Genomic DNA, 16230 nt, shown 5'->3' on the forward strand with positions numbered 1-16230 from the left:
GAGGTAAAAGATCATGTCAAAAACTGGGCTATACTCCCTGTTAAGCCTTACGCTCGCTTTTTACTTGGGATCTGTAAATAATGCTGAGGGAGCTGAGCGAACAAGTGTAGCCGTTAGCGTAAATGGAAAAACGAGTGATTTTCCGGATGCACGGCCCTTTGTAAATGAGAACGGCCGGACTATTGTTCCTGTCCGTTTTTTGTCAGAACAGCTTGGCTATGGAGTGGTATGGAATGAAACAAAGCAAAGCATCACGTTGAATAAGGATAAGGAAAAGCTGTATTTTCGGATCGGCCAATATGAATCAGAGATCATCGACTCGCGTACTTATGTTCCGCTACGTTATGCAGCAGAAGCATTTGGCGCTGAAGTTCAATGGAATGATAAAGAAAAAAAGGCGATCATTCTTACAGAAAATTTGATCATCGAGCCTACTTCGCCTGACGAGGTAGCACAAGAAGAAGGTCCCGGCATTCCCTTAGATACCCAAACCGGAACTCCGGCTGGATGGCAAGCCAAAGTAGATGAAGTCATTCATTTAGCCGAAAAGTTTTATGGCGTCGATTATGAGTATGGAGCCAAAGCAGGGCGAACAGATGTGTTTGATTGTTCTTCATTGACCCAATATGTTTTTTGGAAAAATGGTATTACTTTAAAGAGGGCGTCTCGTCCGCAATTCCTCTATGATGGAGACAAGGTACTTTCACGGAAAGAGTTGCGACGTGGAGACCTTGTGTTTTTCTCGACAGCCGGGACGGCAAAAAAGTATGCAAAAGATGACTACCGTCGAAATGGACATGTGGGGATCGTCAAGGAGGTCAAAGCGAATGGTGAGATCATGTTCATTCATACCTATCAAAAAGGGATTGGCGTGACGGACTCAATAATGCATGCTAATCTGGAAAAAGGTTGGTGGAATCATCATTTTCTTTATGGGAAACGAGTGATAGCGGATAATGGATCGGCTGCTGAAGATGTTACCGTAGATAAAAATGAGATCCAACAATACATAGAATAAAAGATCGCTGTTTTCAGCGATTGAACTAACGGATAGCAGGGAACGGGTCGGCATCCATCCCCTGCTTTTTTGCTGCGCTAAAGGGCAGGATAGCATCACAAAAAGAGCCATAAGTGGCTCATAGTCCTGATGCAAAAATTTTTACATAATTCTTGACTGAATATAGATCGTACTAAACACGTGAAAAAGGACGGGGATTTCCCGTCCTTTTCCTTAATCACAAAGACATCTTTTTTTCTTGAACCATCAGGTATAAAAGTGTTTATTCCATTGGCAACAGAACAGATTCACCTAGTGTTCGGATCGGACTGCCTGTAGAAAAGTTGTCTATACTTTGAGGATTCTCCATCAATTGGTCAAACGGAATAATTTGATTCTTTTTTGGAAGGGAATATACTACTTTCTTATTTTGATTCCAGTATTGGTCCTTGGAATTGACTTTAAAGTAAATAGATTTATACCCTGCTTTTGTAATGATTCCCATATCATAGAAGACAGAAGCAGGCATTTTCATTAATGCTGTGCTGTTGCTTTGAACAATATGTTTATCTGAATTGATCCAGAATTCAAGTATGAGATTAAAGTCCCATCCATCCTTTTTCAATTGGTTTACATCTAATGCTTTCAGCTCGGCAGCCATATCCATTAAGGTCTGCTTTAGACTGTTTCCATCTATTTCGCCTGAAGGCATATTTGAACTTAAGCTATTAAATTGTGTTTCAAGTTCTGGATGGTTGCTCATGTACTGGAGAGTATAAGAGAGCCAGTCCAATGCTTCATCCAATTCAAAGAAGAGTCTGACGTGAGTGGTGTTCTCTTTTTTCCCATTTGGTAATATTATCGTCTTTTTCCCCATAATACCGGCATTCTTCAAATTAAACTTAGTTTCAACCAAATAATCTTCCATTAATTTTTGGGGAAGAGCATTTAGTCCATATGGAGTCATTGAGTTTTCTGCAGGTATGCTCAAATACTTACGATCAACAGACGATTTGAAAAAAGTATCATTTCCCTGAACGTATAAATCAAATGATGGCTTCACCTTCTGAGGCCATAGGGTCGTACCCAAAATGGGTTTGGGGTCCACCAAAGATAATCTGAGATGAGCATTACGTTCATTGGACTGCTCAATCTGAACATTGACACCGTTTTTTAATATTTGTAAAAATTCTCTAACGTTTTTGTCTTCCACAGGTAAGTTTGTATCTAAGGTAAAAGTGCTCGTTGCCTCATAAGAAGCGGTATGAAAGCTCTTTTTCAAAGCATCTGCTACAAACGGAGCATTTTGTACACAACCTGTTAACAGAAGAGCAAATGACAAGATAAGAACAAACCATTTTTTCATTAGCTCTAAACTCCTTTAATGATTTTCATGATGTGATAGATTAACAGATTTCGAGGTTATAGATTTAGCGATAGGGCATGTACTATTTATACAAAAGTTTTAACAAAAATTCATCAGTGAAATAATGGAAATAGAGCGGAATAGTCATAAAAAAGTCTAGGCGAAAAGGGAAGGATACACCGAATGGAGGGAGGAGTGGCTGTCATGGCTGCTCCTCCTTTTTCTTACTGAACTATTGGCAGATTAACGTAATAAGTCATGGTTTTTGATATAGTCTTAACAAAAGCAATAAATGAGGTCGGAAGATGATAAATTTCGATTTAAAAGAAGTAAAGCCGAAATTTAGTAATTTAATAAAATTTCCTCAAAAACTAAAGAGAGGAAATCTTGTTGGTAAACGAATAGCAAAACTTAAAAACTGAAAAAATATTTCACGTAATGTACATGATATATGATTCTATGAGACTGCTTCACCTTTCGTTTAATAGATGCTACGTCAACCTCAATATGTTCGATAATCCACGATTCTCCAATACGTCCAATCATTTTTTAGAATCTAATCTTTTTGTTCCGCAAACGGGATTCGATATTTTAGGAGCTGTAAAGCAGCTCTTTTTTCTTATTGTTATTGAAGATTGGCAGTTTAGTTTAATAAGTGATGGCACTATAAAAGGGATTAAACTTCTTTTGGAGGCACCACACGCTCTTTCTACTCTCATGTGCAGGATTATGGTTCCGAAACGGGGGAGGAAATTGGAAGATTGACCAGCAATCCCTACTCCGGGTACGAGAACCCTTATGATCCCGATAGCATTCACAATGAGTATGGCAAATACGGAAGTCCTTACAGTCCCAATTCAGTAATGAATCCGATACCCCTATTCTTTATGACCAAGACGGGAACTATCGAGGGAAACTCAGCAGTAATCCTTACGACCCCCGATTCCATTTCCAACCCATATGGTCGTTACGGAAATCCTTATTTACCAGACTCAATCAACAATCTGTATGGAGCTAGGAATCCGTACGATTCGGGCAGTCCAACCAATCCTTATGGATCAGGATGGACTATTCGTGGGACGGATTAAGAAAAAGTTTGAGGTTATTAAAGTAACGGGATTCCATAGTTTAAATACGGTTGCTTAACGGCAGCCGTTTTTTCGTTACTCAACTATAGGTCAGGAATGCGTAATAGCTAAATCCTTTTATCACCCATCTGTAATGTATTTTTATGTGGTTTAACCAATTATTATACTAAGTTTGAACTGATTTAAAAGTGGATAACAAATGGGTAAATAAGTTTGTGAAATATTTTTTGGCGTTAACAATAGTATCTAAAATTAAAAGGGGATCGCTTTAAATTGCTTTTTGTCGTTAACTATAAATGTTCACGACATAGTTTACACAATTTTGTATTTTCTGTATTTATATTCGACAAAATTTGCAAACAAAATATAGGAATACTATTTGTAAACTTTAGTTTCGGAATCGAGGGGATTGGGATGGTTTTTTTTAAAATCTTATTTGTGATCTCGTGGATATGTTTTTTTCTTTTTGCCAATAAAAATAAATTTCACATTTTCATTTCTACGTGTTATTTCGGAATGATACTTGGCTTTGTGACAGATTTTATCATCGATATTTACCCGCTTTGGGAGTATCCTGTACCCACCAAAAAGGAAAGGTTTTGGACAAAGATACTCGATGAATTCGGAATCTATCTAGTGGTGATCTATTTTTACCTACAATATTTTCCAAAAACAAAATCCTTTGGAAATAAGATGTATTACATATTCAAATGGACAATATTCACGATATTGCTTGAATGGGTCGCTCTAAAAACTGGGTACATGAAACATGGACTATGGTGGAGTTTGGGATTTTCCTATATTTCTGATTGGATTTTGTTTTGGTGTTTTTATCATCATAATAAATGGATAGAAAGGTATAAAAGGGAAGAATAGAATCGTTGGGATAATTTTTAAATCATGATTATTGAAATCCAATAATTTAAAGGGTTGATAAAATGCCAAATATCGAAGATTATCTGAAAAAAGCTGATAAAGTATATGACCGAATCGCTGCTGTACATGATGATAAATTAGAATTGTGGATTGATCATGTTGTGTTTACTTGGCAATGGTGGTTAGGGGTTTTCTTAACGGTTATCCCATGGGTCATTTGGTTTTATGTTCGAAAAAAAGATAGCACTTTTCGATTAATTACAGCAGGAATGTTTGTCATTATAATTAGTTCATGGTTGGATTTTGTTGGAGTTGTTCGTGGTTTTTGGCATTATAATTATGACGTGATTCCTACACTACCTGCTTTCATTCCATGGGATTTCACACTTTTACCCGTAACCGTCATGTTGTTCTTACAATTTAAACCGCAAATGAATCCTCTAATCAAAGGAATTGTTTTTGCTGCTCTAAGTTCATTTGTTGGGGAACCACTTTTTGTGTGGTTAAAAGTCTATGAGCCTGAAAAATGGAAATATATTTATTCCTTTCCGATTTTAATTTGTATTTATTTAATTGCCTATTTCATTAGTAAAAGGAACGAATTTGAGAAAATCAAAAATGATTGAGCTATTAAATGAGGGTACTTGGAAAATAACAAAAGAAGATAACACAATAACTCAGATTGCTCCCCTCGTACCGTTCCTAATTTAGACGACAGTTTTTGTTTGTCCTCAGATCACCGAGCATGTAACATAAGAGATATTGTTTTACATGAGTTACCGAAGAATTTGCTTTGTGAAAAGTTTGTTAAGACTACGATGGGAATCCAACCTACGGAGGATTTAGCCAAAAAATTGTTGTAACTGAACGATTAGTTGTCCGAATTCCAGACGCTCTGGATTTGGATGTGGCAGCCCCGCTATTGTGTGCAGGTATCACCACATACTCTCCTTTGAAGCGCTGGAACACCGGACTGGGGAAGAAGGTTGCCATTGTGGGGATGGGAGGTCTTGGTCACCTAGCTATTCAATTTGCACATGCAATGGGTGCTGAAGTAACTGTATTGAGTCGATCAATAAATAAGAAAAATGAAGCTCTTGGTTTTGGAGACGAGTAATGTATAAAGCCCAATATCAAGATTATAGTGCAACATCTACCTACGGAAACATTGTTACGATTTACGGCTGGTCCGGTTTAGCAACAGTTGATCATATTTTAAATAAGAGATAATAGGAGTATCCTATGAACAAAAAATGGGTCTATATCATCCTTGTATGTAGTCTGATATTTAATTTTGGTATTACTTACTATAGTATTTCGTTAAAAAAAGAATACGAGCAAACATCTAACACCTATATTCAACTTTCCAATGACTATATTAATAGGATTAATGTCACCAAATCATTTCTTAATAATGTATTACAAAATAGAACTACAATTAATAAAGAAGATTTATTTAATGCAACGGCAAGTGCTCATATCGCTTCAACATTAAGTAGTTTTTTTGACACTACTGCTATAAAAACATATAATACCGATTCCCATCTTTCTACCGTTACAAGCAATATCACAGTAAAAATTAATAATTTTAATATCAATGTCCTTAATAATAAAACTATAACTCAAGAAGACTGGGATAATCTTGAAAATGCCTATAAGCACTTAGAAATCCTGTCAAAAGTGTTGAATTCTGATGCCTTCAGCGACAAAGAAAAGGCTATTCAGATGTTAAAGAGTATACCTTATGATCAATTTTCAAATTAAATATAAGCTGTATTAAAGTCAACTTAACCTGTAATTTTTTGTTTTTCTCAATGATATACAAAATTACAGGTTTTTTTGTATTGTGGACATCTATACAGACCGCCCACATCAAAAACTACGAAATCGAATAACAGAAATTGAAAAAGCCTATACTCTCAATTGTTAACTAAGGTACAGGCCATTTTTATACCTAATTCTCGTCCCTTCCATTCAGTTCAGAGCTTTAACCTTACGTGAAGCATCAATATGATTGTACATCATGGTGGGTTTTGGATCCAAATGACACATCTGTTTTTTGCAAGGTAGCCTAGTCTTTCTTTTCTTGGTGGTACTTTGTCAAAAGAATGGCGTAATTTGTGGACCGATAGCATGGGTTCGCTGAATGCCTTCATGGAATTTTTAACCATTTCCTGTATGGTATGGCTGTTTATCGGAATGCCAAAAGGTTAAAGGTGTAAGGTTAGAAAAGAGTGCTTTATTTTAGAGAAACTCCTATTCATTTCAATTTCAAGACTCATTTCTGTAGAAATTATCGACTCTAGTTATTAAGCTCTAACGGAGATCATTACTCCTATTTAAATGGGGTGCTTTGGTGCGAACTATTTGGTAGATAGTAAAAAATCGGTCAAATCGCTTACTAATCCATGTTAAAATAAAAATATCTAATTAATGAGGTGATTGTATGTACAATCCGAAGGTCTTCTTCTATTAGTTACGTTGGTACTAATGGCTAAAGCCGTAATCTAACCCGACGTGACAGGGAAGAATATGTTTGATAAAGAAGAAATTCTGTCTTGGGAAATGCATCTCAACTTAAGAAAGACTATTGTAAAAATCAAAAATTATAAAGACCCAAGAACAGAAAAATTAAGAAATTTTCGCAAGGGATTAATAGGTTGCCACTATGACGAAGAATCAAAGGCAGAGAGGAAACCAGATTATCGTAGATATAGGAATCAAATGAAACAATTTATTCGTTGCGAAAAATATGAACTTGTACGCAAATACCAAAAGACAAGTGGTTGGTTAACTTGGTAAACCGACTGAAAAAACACAGGATATTCCTGTGTTTTTTAACATGTATATTAACGGGAATCGATAGCGGGGGAACGGGATTGGCATCCGCCCCCTGCTTTTTGCTGTGCTAGAGAGGACAGTAATCTTAAAGAAGGAGAACCAGAAAATAGTGGTTTAAAGTATGAAGACTGGCAAGAACGTTGGCACAATCTTTTTGAAAAACTCGATAAAGACGGATATGACAGTTTTACCCCTGATGAAAGAACGTGGTACAACGTAAGAGGGTTAATTGATAGTGTGGATGGTGGCGGAATCATAAGTACAATCATGGTGCGGATACGTTAGAGGATACATTGGAAGACCTACATAAATTAAATGTAGAAGATGTAATCAATCTTCTAAAAAAGGTGAATGCTTTATTTCCTAACGGAAAACCCTCGAAAGACATTGATGAAAGAAATGAAGTAATCGACTCGTGGGATGGTGAATACGAAGATATATTTGAAACCATTGATGAACAGTTTTATGAGTTGGAAAGTGAACTCGAATCTAAATTAGAAATCTTTGTTCGCCGAATTATTAAAAAATAATTATTTATTACGCTAACGGGATTCGATAGTTAAAGAACGTTCGATAACTTCAATATATATACAAGCCTAAATTCATTTAAAAGGACTTAGGCTTGTTTGGTGGAGTTAAGAAGAAGGTTAAAACCTTTTTATGTTCTTTTTTCTTTTTGAAAACCAGCATAATAAGGTTTAAAGTAAACAACATGATTGCGATTAGGAGTGCCAGATAATAAGGGAGATTCCATTTGAAACTGATGTTTAGAAGCCATAGAAAGGTTAGACAAAAGCCATAATACAGGGCGAATGAAATACCAAGAATCAATATACTAAAGCAAGCCCATCCAATTCTTTTTTTATATATTTTGCTCACCTCTTTCTGGGAAGTTAACTTCTATATATTTTACCATTTTTGGTTTTTTGGGCCTAATAATAATGAGGTAACGTCCGATAACATCACTCATATAAATAGGATGGATAATTGGGTGTTATTGAACTATTGGGATTCGATAGTGAAGAAAATAGTATTCCACAAGTTATGGGTTCACCGTGCTATAGGATACGAGTGCGGAGATAGTGCCTTACTTGGATGTTGCATTTGGTAAATTTTGATTTTTTTCATCTTGTTCTTTGACGTAATCTCAAACCTTCTCAATGAAATATAAACTTACAAAAACGAAAAAAGACACACTAAATTCAGCATACGTTGTTAGATTTACAGTAAAAAATAATTCGTCTACATAGGAAATACAAAAGGCAAAAATCAAAAAAAGTATAATTTCGTTTATTATAAGAAATGAACTTTGTAAAATCCCTGATGTTATGTGTTTAACTAAAATATCAATAAAGGTTCCCACCGGAGCCAAAATAACAATGATGAGTACAACTGAGAGGAAAAACCAAAAGAAAGAGGATATTCCGTCAAAATGCATAATTTAGTCTCCTTATTCTTTTATTATGCTGCCTGTTAAGAAATCATATTGTCTATCGGCACTTGTTCAGCTAACGGAGATCGTTACTTCGATAAGGGGTTGCTACTGCAACTCTTTTGTTTTATTCCGGTAACGGGGTTACTTGAATAAAAAATGAATAGATACTACTAAGAGGAGTTTGATTATGTTTGAAATTAAAACATATTTAGAATTGGAGAGCTATGATTATTCAGATCCATATTATATGGAAAATCCAAGTGCAAAATATATTGAAATAGACGACTTATCTAATATTAGAAAAATAGTTGACCATCGAAAATTCACACCAGAACATATTCAACAGCTTATCACGATAAAATACAATGAAATGGTCGTTGTTGGATTTGAGGTTCCAAGTGGGCTTAGCTTGTGGGAATCTACCTTTATTCACGCAATAGAAGATTATTTACATGTTGGGAAGGTAGAAATGATGTATAGTATTGATCTTGAAATTTTAACACTTGAATCGATCAATAACAATCAAATGAAATTTTCTATTTTTCATGAATGGGATTCAGAGCTTGTTTATGCATCAGCTATACTTCCTGAAAAGGAATTTATAGAATCAATGCTAACCGAAGCAAACCACTACTTTCAAAAACTAATTGATTACAAAATTTTCGAGGAAAAAAGATTGGATGAGAATACACCAAGGGATTATCCTCAACAAATGATTAAAATAGTGGAGGAATTGAGAAGGAAGATAAATAATGTTTAATTGACTATCGGGATTCGATTTTTGAGGAGCAGTGATGTCATTGCTGTTCTTTTTTGTTGTTGAAGTATTGGGCAGTAATCTTTAAGAAAGGAACCTGAAAAAGTATGTAGATAAGAAGGTAATGCCATCATTTTTGGAGAACTATCTATCTTAATGAAAATGGAAATTAGAGGTTTATGAAAATGAAATCAACGATTATTCAAGCAATTATTTTTTCAATAACAACTCATTTGATAATCGTAGGTGGAGGATTTGCCTATTTAGAATATCTTAAAAGGCAAGAACTAAAACAAGGAATCACTTCACATTATGGCTTCGAGGTTGTAGGAGGTTCAATTGCTTTACTTTTATTTATGACTTTTATAGGTTTAATATTGCTTTATGTAGTTGCGAAGTGGATTATATCTTTGTTCCGCTAAACGGAGATCGTTACTTCCACAGGAGCTGCATCAACAGCCTTTGTTTGTTATTCCGCTATTAGCAGTTTAGTGGAACAATCGTATTGAGGTTGCACGGGTATATCGATATTATTTGATTAGACGGAATCTTACAAAGACATTAAACGAAAGGAAAGGAATCCAATGAAATTATTGTGGGAGAGAATGGAGAGTTGGATTAAAGATCATGCACCAGATGTGTTAGAAGATTTAAACCCCGGAGCGAGCGAGTCGGAAATTACAGAATTAGAAACTGCTCTGGGCGTCACACTACCAGAAGACTTAAAAGAATCGTTACGTATTCATAACGGACAATCTGGTGACTCCCAATGGCTTGTTGCAGGATGGGAGTTGCTCTCTACACAACGGATTTTGGACGAATGGAATGTTTGGAAAGAACTAAATGATAAAGAATCATTTAAGGAATGGGATGTAGAACCCCAAGAAGGGGTAGCGAACGTTTGGTGGCAACCTGCGTGGATACCATTAACATATAACGGTTGCGGTGATCATCATTGTCTTGATTTAGCACCGACTAACAAAGGTAAGAACGGTCAAATCATCAGTATGTGGCACGATTCGGAAGAACGAGAGGTATTAGCAAAGAATTATAGACAATGGTTCGAGCATCTTGTTCGAACATTTGAATCAAATGATGCAGAATATGTTTTTGAAAGTGGCGATTTCAAATTTGATGCAACTCAAGACTAAGCCGAGGGAGAGGATCGATTGTTGAGGAGTAGTGTACCATCGTTGCTCCTTTTGTTATTGAAGTATTGGGCAGGATTGTGCAATAACTAAAGCTGATGAAATAGAGTTTTGATCATTATAACCTCTTCCTTATGGGCTAATAAAATGTCATTTGTCGATAAAAAGGATAATGATACTCTTGTGTCAAATAAGGTTTAGCAGTCAAATTCTAGGAGTGGGGAAATGAAGAAGTTATTTTTTATATTGATCACCTTGTTTCTATTAGAAAGTTCAGCTCTTGGAGAATCAGAGTTCAGCGATATTAAGGGACATTGGGCTGAAAGTACAATCGAATGGGCAGTATCGAATAATATTACAAAAGGATATGAAAATGGTACTTTCAAACCTAATAAAATGGTATCCGAAGCAGAGTTCGCTTCCCTTCTGCTTCGAGCGTTTGGGCAGGAAATATCTAATCCAGAAGGGAATTCGCATTGGGCTGATGGTGTTTATAACAAACTAAATCAACTTAACTATCCTAATAAGGGATTTAAAAGTATTCAGGAAAGAAATCAGCCGATTGATCGAGGTAGAGTAGCTCAAATCATTACATCCAGTCAAGGTATGAATTTTGATATAAATCCAAGTATTAGATGGTTGCTTATAAACAAACTCAGCAAAGGGAAAACATCATTTACTGTAGGGGGTTACGGAGCAGAGGATGCACTTACTCGTGCAGAAGCGATTTCGTTTATAAAATCCTTAAAAGACAATTACTTGGTAGTTTTGAAACCAAGACCATCTGTTCTAACAAATCCGAAGCCAATAAATGATCAATACCAAGAACTTTTGAAGAAAGATCATCCTAATATTCTGCTTCAAGAAAAGATTAAGGAAGCGGCTGACGGTATCCAACCACCTACCGGATACACAAAGGAGCAATTTCACAACTTGTCCATTCAAGCATACCACTTGATAAAAAAGACACAAATCAAGAATGGGAAGGTAAGAGTGTATCTTCCCAAACCCACAAGGGACAACGAATTTGTTATTGTTAATTATTACGATAGAACAAATGGTGATATAAAAAAATATTTTATGCCTTGGAAGGAGGGTATTCCTGAATACTATGAACTTCCTGCTACGAATGCTTTTACCATCGGTGTAACTCTTAACAAGGAAGGTCAATCGGGTTACGTTCCTGTAGTTTCGGGTAGTTATAACAGTTATAGAAAATACATTAAAATTAATACTTTTGTTGTTGAAGAAAATGTAAATTTCTAATCAAAGAGAAGTGTAATCAGAGATGTATTGAACGGGATTCGTTTGCTCAATAAAAAAGAAAAAAAAGCTGTATCCTCGGAAACAGCTTTTTGCATTATGTATGGTGGAGCTGAACGGGATCGAACCGATGACCTCCTGCTTGCAAGGCAGGCGCTCTCCCAACTGAGCTACAGCCCCATACAATGGTGCCGGCTAAAGGACTTGAACCCTCAACCCCCTGATTGATTACAAGTCAGGTGCTCTACCAATTGAGCTAAGCCGGCGGTATGGCGGAGGAAGTAGGATTCGAACCCACGTGGGCTTGCACCCAAACGGTTTTCAAGACCGCCCCGTTATGACCACTTCGGTATTCCTCCATATTTGGCTCCTCAGGACGGACTCGAACCGCCAGCCTACCGGTTAACAGCCGGTTGCTCCACCATTGAGCTACTGAGGAATATCTTATCAACAAGAATGATTATATTATGAGCTTTGAGCAAGATCAAAGGTAATTTAATGGCATGAAAACCAAAGAAAAGAGTCTTGATGCCTTGTTGGACTAACAGGATTCGAATGTTCAGGAGTAGTGTGCCATCGCTGCTCCTTTTTGTTATTGAGGTTTGGTCAGTTTTCTTCAATAAGGGGTGCTATAATTTCTTGTATAAAGCACTTTAAAGAGGTGGTAGATGTAATGAGTAATTTAGATAAAACGGACGAGTTGTTACGCAATTTCATCAATGAAATGCCTACTTTAATGAACGGTAAAAACTTAGTTGAGAAATATGTTATGAATTTTAAAGACAGCTATGATATTTTTGGCTATAAAACAGAAATAGATAACAGTTACAAGCAATTCGAGGGATGGCTTAATGACTTATTTGATAAAGAAAAGGCGCAAGATGATATCCTAGCCTTTAATTTTGGACTTTATGAGACCGAAGATAGCATCCAACTATATATTACAGGTTCGAAGGAATGGGATTATGATGATGAAGACTGGGCTTGTAACAATGACTATTTTCCTGAAGGTAGATACCCTAACATAGCACTTTATAACAACTTGTATAGTTCTTTGCAAGATAACTTTCAAGTAGGCTTATTTCTAACCATTGCTACAACAATCATATTTGCTAATACATACGCAGTATCCAATTCAACAAACTTTCTAGAAGGAAAAGAATTTATTGTATTCGCTACTGGGTTTGATGATGGGGACTTGTATAACTTTAGTAAGTTAAACAAAGAAGGTATAACAGCTATCGAGTGCTAAATTGCTTATTCAACTAAAGGGATTCGATTGTTCGATAAACAGGGCTGCGTCAGGTAGACTTGTTGCTCCGTTAAGGACAATTTAGTGTAGTGAGGCAACTTCCTTTATTTGTAAACCGATGAGAGGGTGAAAACTTTTGAAAAAATTGACTTTATTATTTATGATTATGACATTTTTGATTGCTGGTTGTTCGTTTGGAACACCTTCACTTAAACAATCCACAGGGTCACAGATCCACGTAATCGAAAAGGGGTATTCGGATGATTATAAAGAGTCTTGGATTATGGCTTACGACCCCAAAAATTCCACTAAAGATAAAGCCATAAAGATAATCGTTGAGGAACCGATGGTTTGGAATTTAATTGAAGTAGATAAAACATACGTAGCTTCTTATAGCAAAGACGGAGATACAACGTGGATATTAGAGCAAATTGAACACGTTAGGGATGAAAAGTCCTTGAGATAACACTACCCCTTTCTGATGATTTTTTACTCCACTAACGGAGATCGATAGCTGGTGACGGGATCGGCATCCGCCCCCTGCTTCGCTGATGCGGTAACGGGCAGGAATGTTCAATAAGGCGCTAGGGAGGTTCGTTTAAACCAAACTAACAGCGAGGACAAAAACTGGGAGTTATGCCAAAAAGGGGTTGTATATATATGTTATTTAAACTAAATTTGTTTTATATTCTATATTGGAAATTAAACTATATTAATTAAATTTTAATATCAATATTACGAATAAAAAACGCACCTTTTAAAGGTGCGTTTTTTTTATTCGTCTTTTTTCCCTTTTTCAGTCTTGTCCGGCTTGTGTTCCTCTTTTTTCTCTTTCTTTTCTTCTTTCTTTTCGCCTTTTTGCTCGACCTTATGCTCTACTTTATGTTCTACTTTAGCAGGAGCAGTCGCAGGTTCGGTTGTAGTGGTTTCTTCTGGTTGTTCAGCTGGCTGTTCTGTTGTTGGTTCGTTTGTAGGCTCAGTCGTTGGTTCGGTGGTTGTCTCCGAAGCTACACTTTTCTTTTTGCCCCACACTTGGGATGGCTTTAGCCCCAAATCTTTTGCGATCTTTCCGAAACCTACGCCAGACTTTACCAATTCAACAATTTCCGCATCGGTTTTCCCACTGACTTCGGCAAAGGCGACAATTTTTGAAATTTGTCCGTAACCAAATCCTTGATTGCGCAATTCGCTTACTTTTTCTGGAGCAATGCCTGCTACCGCTGGAACCATTTTTACTTGCTCTACTTTATCGGCTAATTTTTCTTGCTGTTCTTCTTCTAAGGCATCTGCCACTTCAGGAGTAGGTTGAGTCGCTTCTTTTATTTCTTCTTCGATCTCAATCTTTTCTTCATCTGTTGTCTCTTCGTCAGTCACGACTTCCCCAACTTTTTCCCCTGCTTCTTCCAATGCATCTTCATAATCTTCCACGACATCCGCCACTTCTTCTTGATCTCCATTTTCCACTAAGGTGCTGATTTCAGCTAGGCGCTCTTCTGCGCGGTCGAGAAGGTGTTTGGCTTCTTCTTGATCTCCGGAAGCGATCAACAACTGGACTTGTTCTTCCAATTTATCCATGAAGTAGAAGAAGTCGGTTGGTAACGTTCCTGCCTCTACGGTATCCGTGGTTTGGGCGGTTTCGGTTGCCTCTGTGGTATTTGATGTTACCGCGGCATCCTCAGCGAAAGCTGCCCCGATTCCACCAAATAGAAGACTACTTGCTAAAAAACTGCTCATAACTAATTTTTTCACTTTTTGATCCCCTTTCTGTGTTGTCCCGTATGTACACAATAAGATTCGTCTAGGGGAAAAAATTATGGGGGTTTTTGTCGAATTAAATAAATTAATGAGACATGGGTGAGGTGCATATGGGGGATGTATTTCTGTTTAAAGTGCGAAGGATATCATGAGGATTTTACTGCTGAAAAAATATTTGAAACTGGTTTTAGATCAGATTTAATTACAAAAGAGAAAGTACAGGTGGGAATTTGCGATAAAAATAAACTATCGACCACGTCTGACGCACAAAAATGAAGTGTCTGATATAGAAAACAGTTAGGTGCTTTTTTTCAATTGAGATTATACTTCAATATGGGCTACGTCGGTAGCTTTTTTTGTTTTACTTCAGTAACGGGCAGAATAGCGGAATAAACAACTTAACAATTTGGAGCAAAAACACACGTATTTAATAGTAAAATAAAGTAAAAGTTCGGGGAGGTTTAGTATTGGGTCGTTTTCTTTATTCTTGGGGAAGCTGTCTCGCAATTTCTTTTTTGATTGTTTATGTGATAACAAGAAATATTAATCCGTGGATTCCGTTGGGGCTTGTTTTAGCAAATGTTTTTCTAAACTATTTAGCGTTTTTAATTATGTTTGGTTTGTTTGGATTTTTGCTATATAAGATTACTAAAAATGGACTTATTGCTTTGATTACTCTTCATATTTTCTACCCTGTTTTCTTTTATTTTTATAATATTATGGATTTAACCAGTATTTTTAATTACGCTCCATGATTGCTTGGATGGTTATCGGAAGTAGATAGTGTGGTTTACGGATGAGAGCTATTGTTCAGCTATTGGGCAGGATAGCTTAATAAGCTAATCGAATAAAAATAAGAATCTTATTCACTAAAAGGATGACGAAATGATGAATTTAACCTACAACAACATCGTTCAAGAAATGTTAAAAATAATCCCTCAATTGCAGCCACTTTACGACAAAGAACTTGAGGAATTATGGCAAGAAGAAGGTCTAATCCTTCCACATATAGCTTTTGGTGATATACTTAATCCATTTCTCATAAGCCTACTCCAAAAACCGCAAGAATTAACAAAAGATGATGAGAAATTACTCAGTAAAATCTTTAATTTTCTTGAGAACATGGCATTAAGTGAGGATGTCAAAATTCAAGAGGTAGTTAGCGTGACAGTTATGGCTCGTATAGGTGATGATATAAGTATCCTGAAAAATGCTCTGAAATATATGGGGAATGAAACGAAAAAATTGTCTAGGAAAATCGAGGAGTATTACGGAAGAAAAGATAATGTAAAACTCTTGTAATAGTTTGATGGTATTCCACTAACGGAAATCCATAGTTCAATACGGTTGCTTCCATGTTATAATGTCTGCCATTTTTGATGGCATCCTATTCCGATTGGAAGGATAGTTGAACAATAACAATGGGATTTTATGTTAAAATGGATGAAAAGT

Annotated in this window: 17 protein-coding genes, 4 tRNA genes and 2 pseudogenes; 17 read left to right on the forward strand and 6 right to left on the reverse strand. The window is 36.3% G+C overall.

Going from position 1 to position 16230, the window contains the following annotated elements:
• The first annotated feature begins 13 nt into the window (after positions 1 to 13).
• Positions 14 to 1018: a C40 family peptidase gene (locus tag ACGLXV_RS05805; RefSeq protein WP_391557896.1), complete on the forward strand. Its 1005-nt coding sequence runs from the start codon at positions 14 to 16 to the stop codon at positions 1016 to 1018.
• A 262-nt stretch (positions 1019 to 1280) separates the two neighbouring features.
• On the opposite strand, the gene ACGLXV_RS05810 is transcribed toward ACGLXV_RS05805, so the two are convergent.
• Positions 1281 to 2363, reverse strand: coding sequence for a hypothetical protein (locus ACGLXV_RS05810; RefSeq protein WP_391557897.1), 1083 nt, complete (start codon positions 2361 to 2363; stop codon positions 1281 to 1283).
• 761 nt (positions 2364 to 3124) lie between these two features.
• Here ACGLXV_RS05810 and ACGLXV_RS05815 point away from each other — a divergent pair.
• The 11 genes and pseudogenes from ACGLXV_RS05815 to ACGLXV_RS05865 all read left to right on the forward strand — a co-directional run bounded on the left by ACGLXV_RS05815 (position 3125) and on the right by ACGLXV_RS05865 (position 11774).
• Positions 3125 to 3451: a hypothetical protein gene (locus ACGLXV_RS05815; protein WP_391557898.1), complete on the forward strand. Its 327-nt coding sequence runs from the start codon at positions 3125 to 3127 to the stop codon at positions 3449 to 3451.
• A gap of 414 nt (positions 3452 to 3865) precedes the next feature.
• The gene (locus ACGLXV_RS05820; protein WP_391557899.1) at positions 3866 to 4327 is read left to right on the forward strand and encodes a CBO0543 family protein; all 462 of its coding nucleotides are present in this window, start codon (positions 3866 to 3868) and stop codon (positions 4325 to 4327) included.
• Between the two features lie 62 nt (positions 4328 to 4389).
• Positions 4390 to 4953, forward strand: coding sequence for a CBO0543 family protein (locus tag ACGLXV_RS05825; RefSeq protein WP_391557900.1), 564 nt, complete (start codon positions 4390 to 4392; stop codon positions 4951 to 4953).
• A 185-nt stretch (positions 4954 to 5138) separates the two neighbouring features.
• Positions 5139 to 5435: pseudogene (locus ACGLXV_RS05830) on the forward strand (alcohol dehydrogenase); the annotation flags it as partial.
• Positions 5436 to 5569: 134 nt separating this feature from the next.
• Positions 5570 to 6091: a hypothetical protein gene (locus ACGLXV_RS05835; RefSeq protein ID WP_391557901.1), complete on the forward strand. Its 522-nt coding sequence runs from the start codon at positions 5570 to 5572 to the stop codon at positions 6089 to 6091.
• A gap of 768 nt (positions 6092 to 6859) precedes the next feature.
• Positions 6860 to 7129 carry a hypothetical protein gene (locus ACGLXV_RS05840; RefSeq protein WP_391557902.1) on the forward strand — a complete coding sequence of 90 codons (270 nt, stop codon included), beginning with the start codon at positions 6860 to 6862 and terminating at the stop codon, positions 7127 to 7129.
• Between the two features lie 311 nt (positions 7130 to 7440).
• Positions 7441 to 7698: pseudogene (locus ACGLXV_RS05845) on the forward strand (DMP19 family protein); the annotation flags it as partial.
• A gap of 1092 nt (positions 7699 to 8790) precedes the next feature.
• A complete protein-coding gene (locus ACGLXV_RS05850) occupies positions 8791 to 9363 on the forward strand; it encodes a hypothetical protein (RefSeq protein WP_391557903.1) in 573 nt (190 codons plus the stop codon).
• A gap of 182 nt (positions 9364 to 9545) precedes the next feature.
• Positions 9546 to 9782, forward strand: a complete 237-nt coding sequence (locus tag ACGLXV_RS05855) for a hypothetical protein (protein ID WP_391557904.1) — start codon at positions 9546 to 9548, stop codon at positions 9780 to 9782.
• A 162-nt stretch (positions 9783 to 9944) separates the two neighbouring features.
• Positions 9945 to 10511, forward strand: a complete 567-nt coding sequence (locus tag ACGLXV_RS05860) for an SMI1/KNR4 family protein (protein WP_391557905.1) — start codon at positions 9945 to 9947, stop codon at positions 10509 to 10511.
• 222 nt (positions 10512 to 10733) lie between these two features.
• Complete coding sequence (locus tag ACGLXV_RS05865; RefSeq protein WP_391557906.1) at positions 10734 to 11774, forward strand: S-layer homology domain-containing protein; 1041 nt, start codon at positions 10734 to 10736, stop codon at positions 11772 to 11774.
• A gap of 101 nt (positions 11775 to 11875) precedes the next feature.
• Here ACGLXV_RS05865 and ACGLXV_RS05870 read toward each other — a convergent pair.
• From ACGLXV_RS05870 to ACGLXV_RS05885, 4 genes are all read right to left on the reverse strand, one after another.
• Positions 11876 to 11951: transfer RNA gene (locus ACGLXV_RS05870), tRNA-Ala, on the reverse strand.
• 6 nt (positions 11952 to 11957) lie between these two features.
• A tRNA-OTHER gene (locus ACGLXV_RS05875) sits at positions 11958 to 12037 on the reverse strand.
• 4 nt (positions 12038 to 12041) lie between these two features.
• Positions 12042 to 12130, reverse strand: a tRNA-Ser gene (locus ACGLXV_RS05880).
• Positions 12131 to 12135: 5 nt separating this feature from the next.
• Positions 12136 to 12210: transfer RNA gene (locus ACGLXV_RS05885), tRNA-Asn, on the reverse strand.
• 234 nt (positions 12211 to 12444) lie between these two features.
• Here ACGLXV_RS05885 and ACGLXV_RS05890 point away from each other — a divergent pair.
• Entirely contained in the window at positions 12445 to 13023 is a 579-nt protein-coding gene (locus tag ACGLXV_RS05890; RefSeq protein ID WP_391557907.1) for a hypothetical protein, read from the forward strand.
• Between the two features lie 136 nt (positions 13024 to 13159).
• Positions 13160 to 13489, forward strand: coding sequence for a hypothetical protein (locus ACGLXV_RS05895; RefSeq protein ID WP_391557908.1), 330 nt, complete (start codon positions 13160 to 13162; stop codon positions 13487 to 13489).
• A 308-nt stretch (positions 13490 to 13797) separates the two neighbouring features.
• Here the strand turns inward: ACGLXV_RS05895 and ACGLXV_RS05900 are convergent, their stop codons facing one another.
• A complete protein-coding gene (locus ACGLXV_RS05900) occupies positions 13798 to 14772 on the reverse strand; it encodes a DUF5667 domain-containing protein (protein WP_391557909.1) in 975 nt (324 codons plus the stop codon).
• Positions 14773 to 14895: 123 nt separating this feature from the next.
• Between ACGLXV_RS05900 and ACGLXV_RS05905 the strand changes: the two genes are divergently transcribed.
• From ACGLXV_RS05905 to ACGLXV_RS05915, 3 genes are all read left to right on the forward strand, one after another.
• A complete protein-coding gene (locus tag ACGLXV_RS05905; protein ID WP_391557910.1) occupies positions 14896 to 15054 on the forward strand; it encodes a DUF3973 domain-containing protein in 159 nt (52 codons plus the stop codon).
• A 191-nt stretch (positions 15055 to 15245) separates the two neighbouring features.
• The gene (locus tag ACGLXV_RS05910; RefSeq protein ID WP_391557911.1) at positions 15246 to 15533 is read left to right on the forward strand and encodes a hypothetical protein; all 288 of its coding nucleotides are present in this window, start codon (positions 15246 to 15248) and stop codon (positions 15531 to 15533) included.
• 130 nt (positions 15534 to 15663) lie between these two features.
• Positions 15664 to 16080 carry a DUF7674 family protein gene (locus ACGLXV_RS05915; RefSeq protein WP_391557912.1) on the forward strand — a complete coding sequence of 139 codons (417 nt, stop codon included), beginning with the start codon at positions 15664 to 15666 and terminating at the stop codon, positions 16078 to 16080.
• Positions 16081 to 16230 lie beyond the last annotated feature (150 nt).

The organism is Robertmurraya sp. (genome assembly GCF_036676585.1).
Taxonomy (GTDB): Bacteria; Bacillota; Bacilli; order Bacillales; family Cytobacillaceae; genus Robertmurraya_A.

Bases quoted from the DNA above. Each gene is read 5' to 3' on its own strand.
- ACGLXV_RS05825 (WP_391557900.1), top strand. From the start codon at position 4,390: ATGCCAAATATCGAAGATTATCTGAAAAAAGCTGATAAAGTATATGAC.
- ACGLXV_RS05810 (WP_391557897.1), bottom strand. From the start codon at position 2,363: ATGAAAAAATGGTTTGTTCTTATCTTGTCATTTGCTCTTCTGTTAACA.
- ACGLXV_RS05820 (WP_391557899.1), top strand. From the start codon at position 3,866: ATGGTTTTTTTTAAAATCTTATTTGTGATCTCGTGGATATGTTTTTTT.
- ACGLXV_RS05860 (WP_391557905.1), top strand. From the start codon at position 9,945: ATGAAATTATTGTGGGAGAGAATGGAGAGTTGGATTAAAGATCATGCA.
- ACGLXV_RS05850 (WP_391557903.1), top strand. From the start codon at position 8,791: ATGTTTGAAATTAAAACATATTTAGAATTGGAGAGCTATGATTATTCA.
- ACGLXV_RS05855 (WP_391557904.1), top strand. From the start codon at position 9,546: ATGAAATCAACGATTATTCAAGCAATTATTTTTTCAATAACAACTCAT.
- ACGLXV_RS05865 (WP_391557906.1), top strand. From the start codon at position 10,734: ATGAAGAAGTTATTTTTTATATTGATCACCTTGTTTCTATTAGAAAGT.
- ACGLXV_RS05905 (WP_391557910.1), top strand. From the start codon at position 14,896: ATGTATTTCTGTTTAAAGTGCGAAGGATATCATGAGGATTTTACTGCT.
- ACGLXV_RS05890 (WP_391557907.1), top strand. From the start codon at position 12,445: ATGAGTAATTTAGATAAAACGGACGAGTTGTTACGCAATTTCATCAAT.
- ACGLXV_RS05805 (WP_391557896.1), top strand. From the start codon at position 14: ATGTCAAAAACTGGGCTATACTCCCTGTTAAGCCTTACGCTCGCTTTT.
- ACGLXV_RS05835 (WP_391557901.1), top strand. From the start codon at position 5,570: ATGAACAAAAAATGGGTCTATATCATCCTTGTATGTAGTCTGATATTT.
- ACGLXV_RS05840 (WP_391557902.1), top strand. From the start codon at position 6,860: ATGTTTGATAAAGAAGAAATTCTGTCTTGGGAAATGCATCTCAACTTA.
- ACGLXV_RS05915 (WP_391557912.1), top strand. From the start codon at position 15,664: ATGATGAATTTAACCTACAACAACATCGTTCAAGAAATGTTAAAAATA.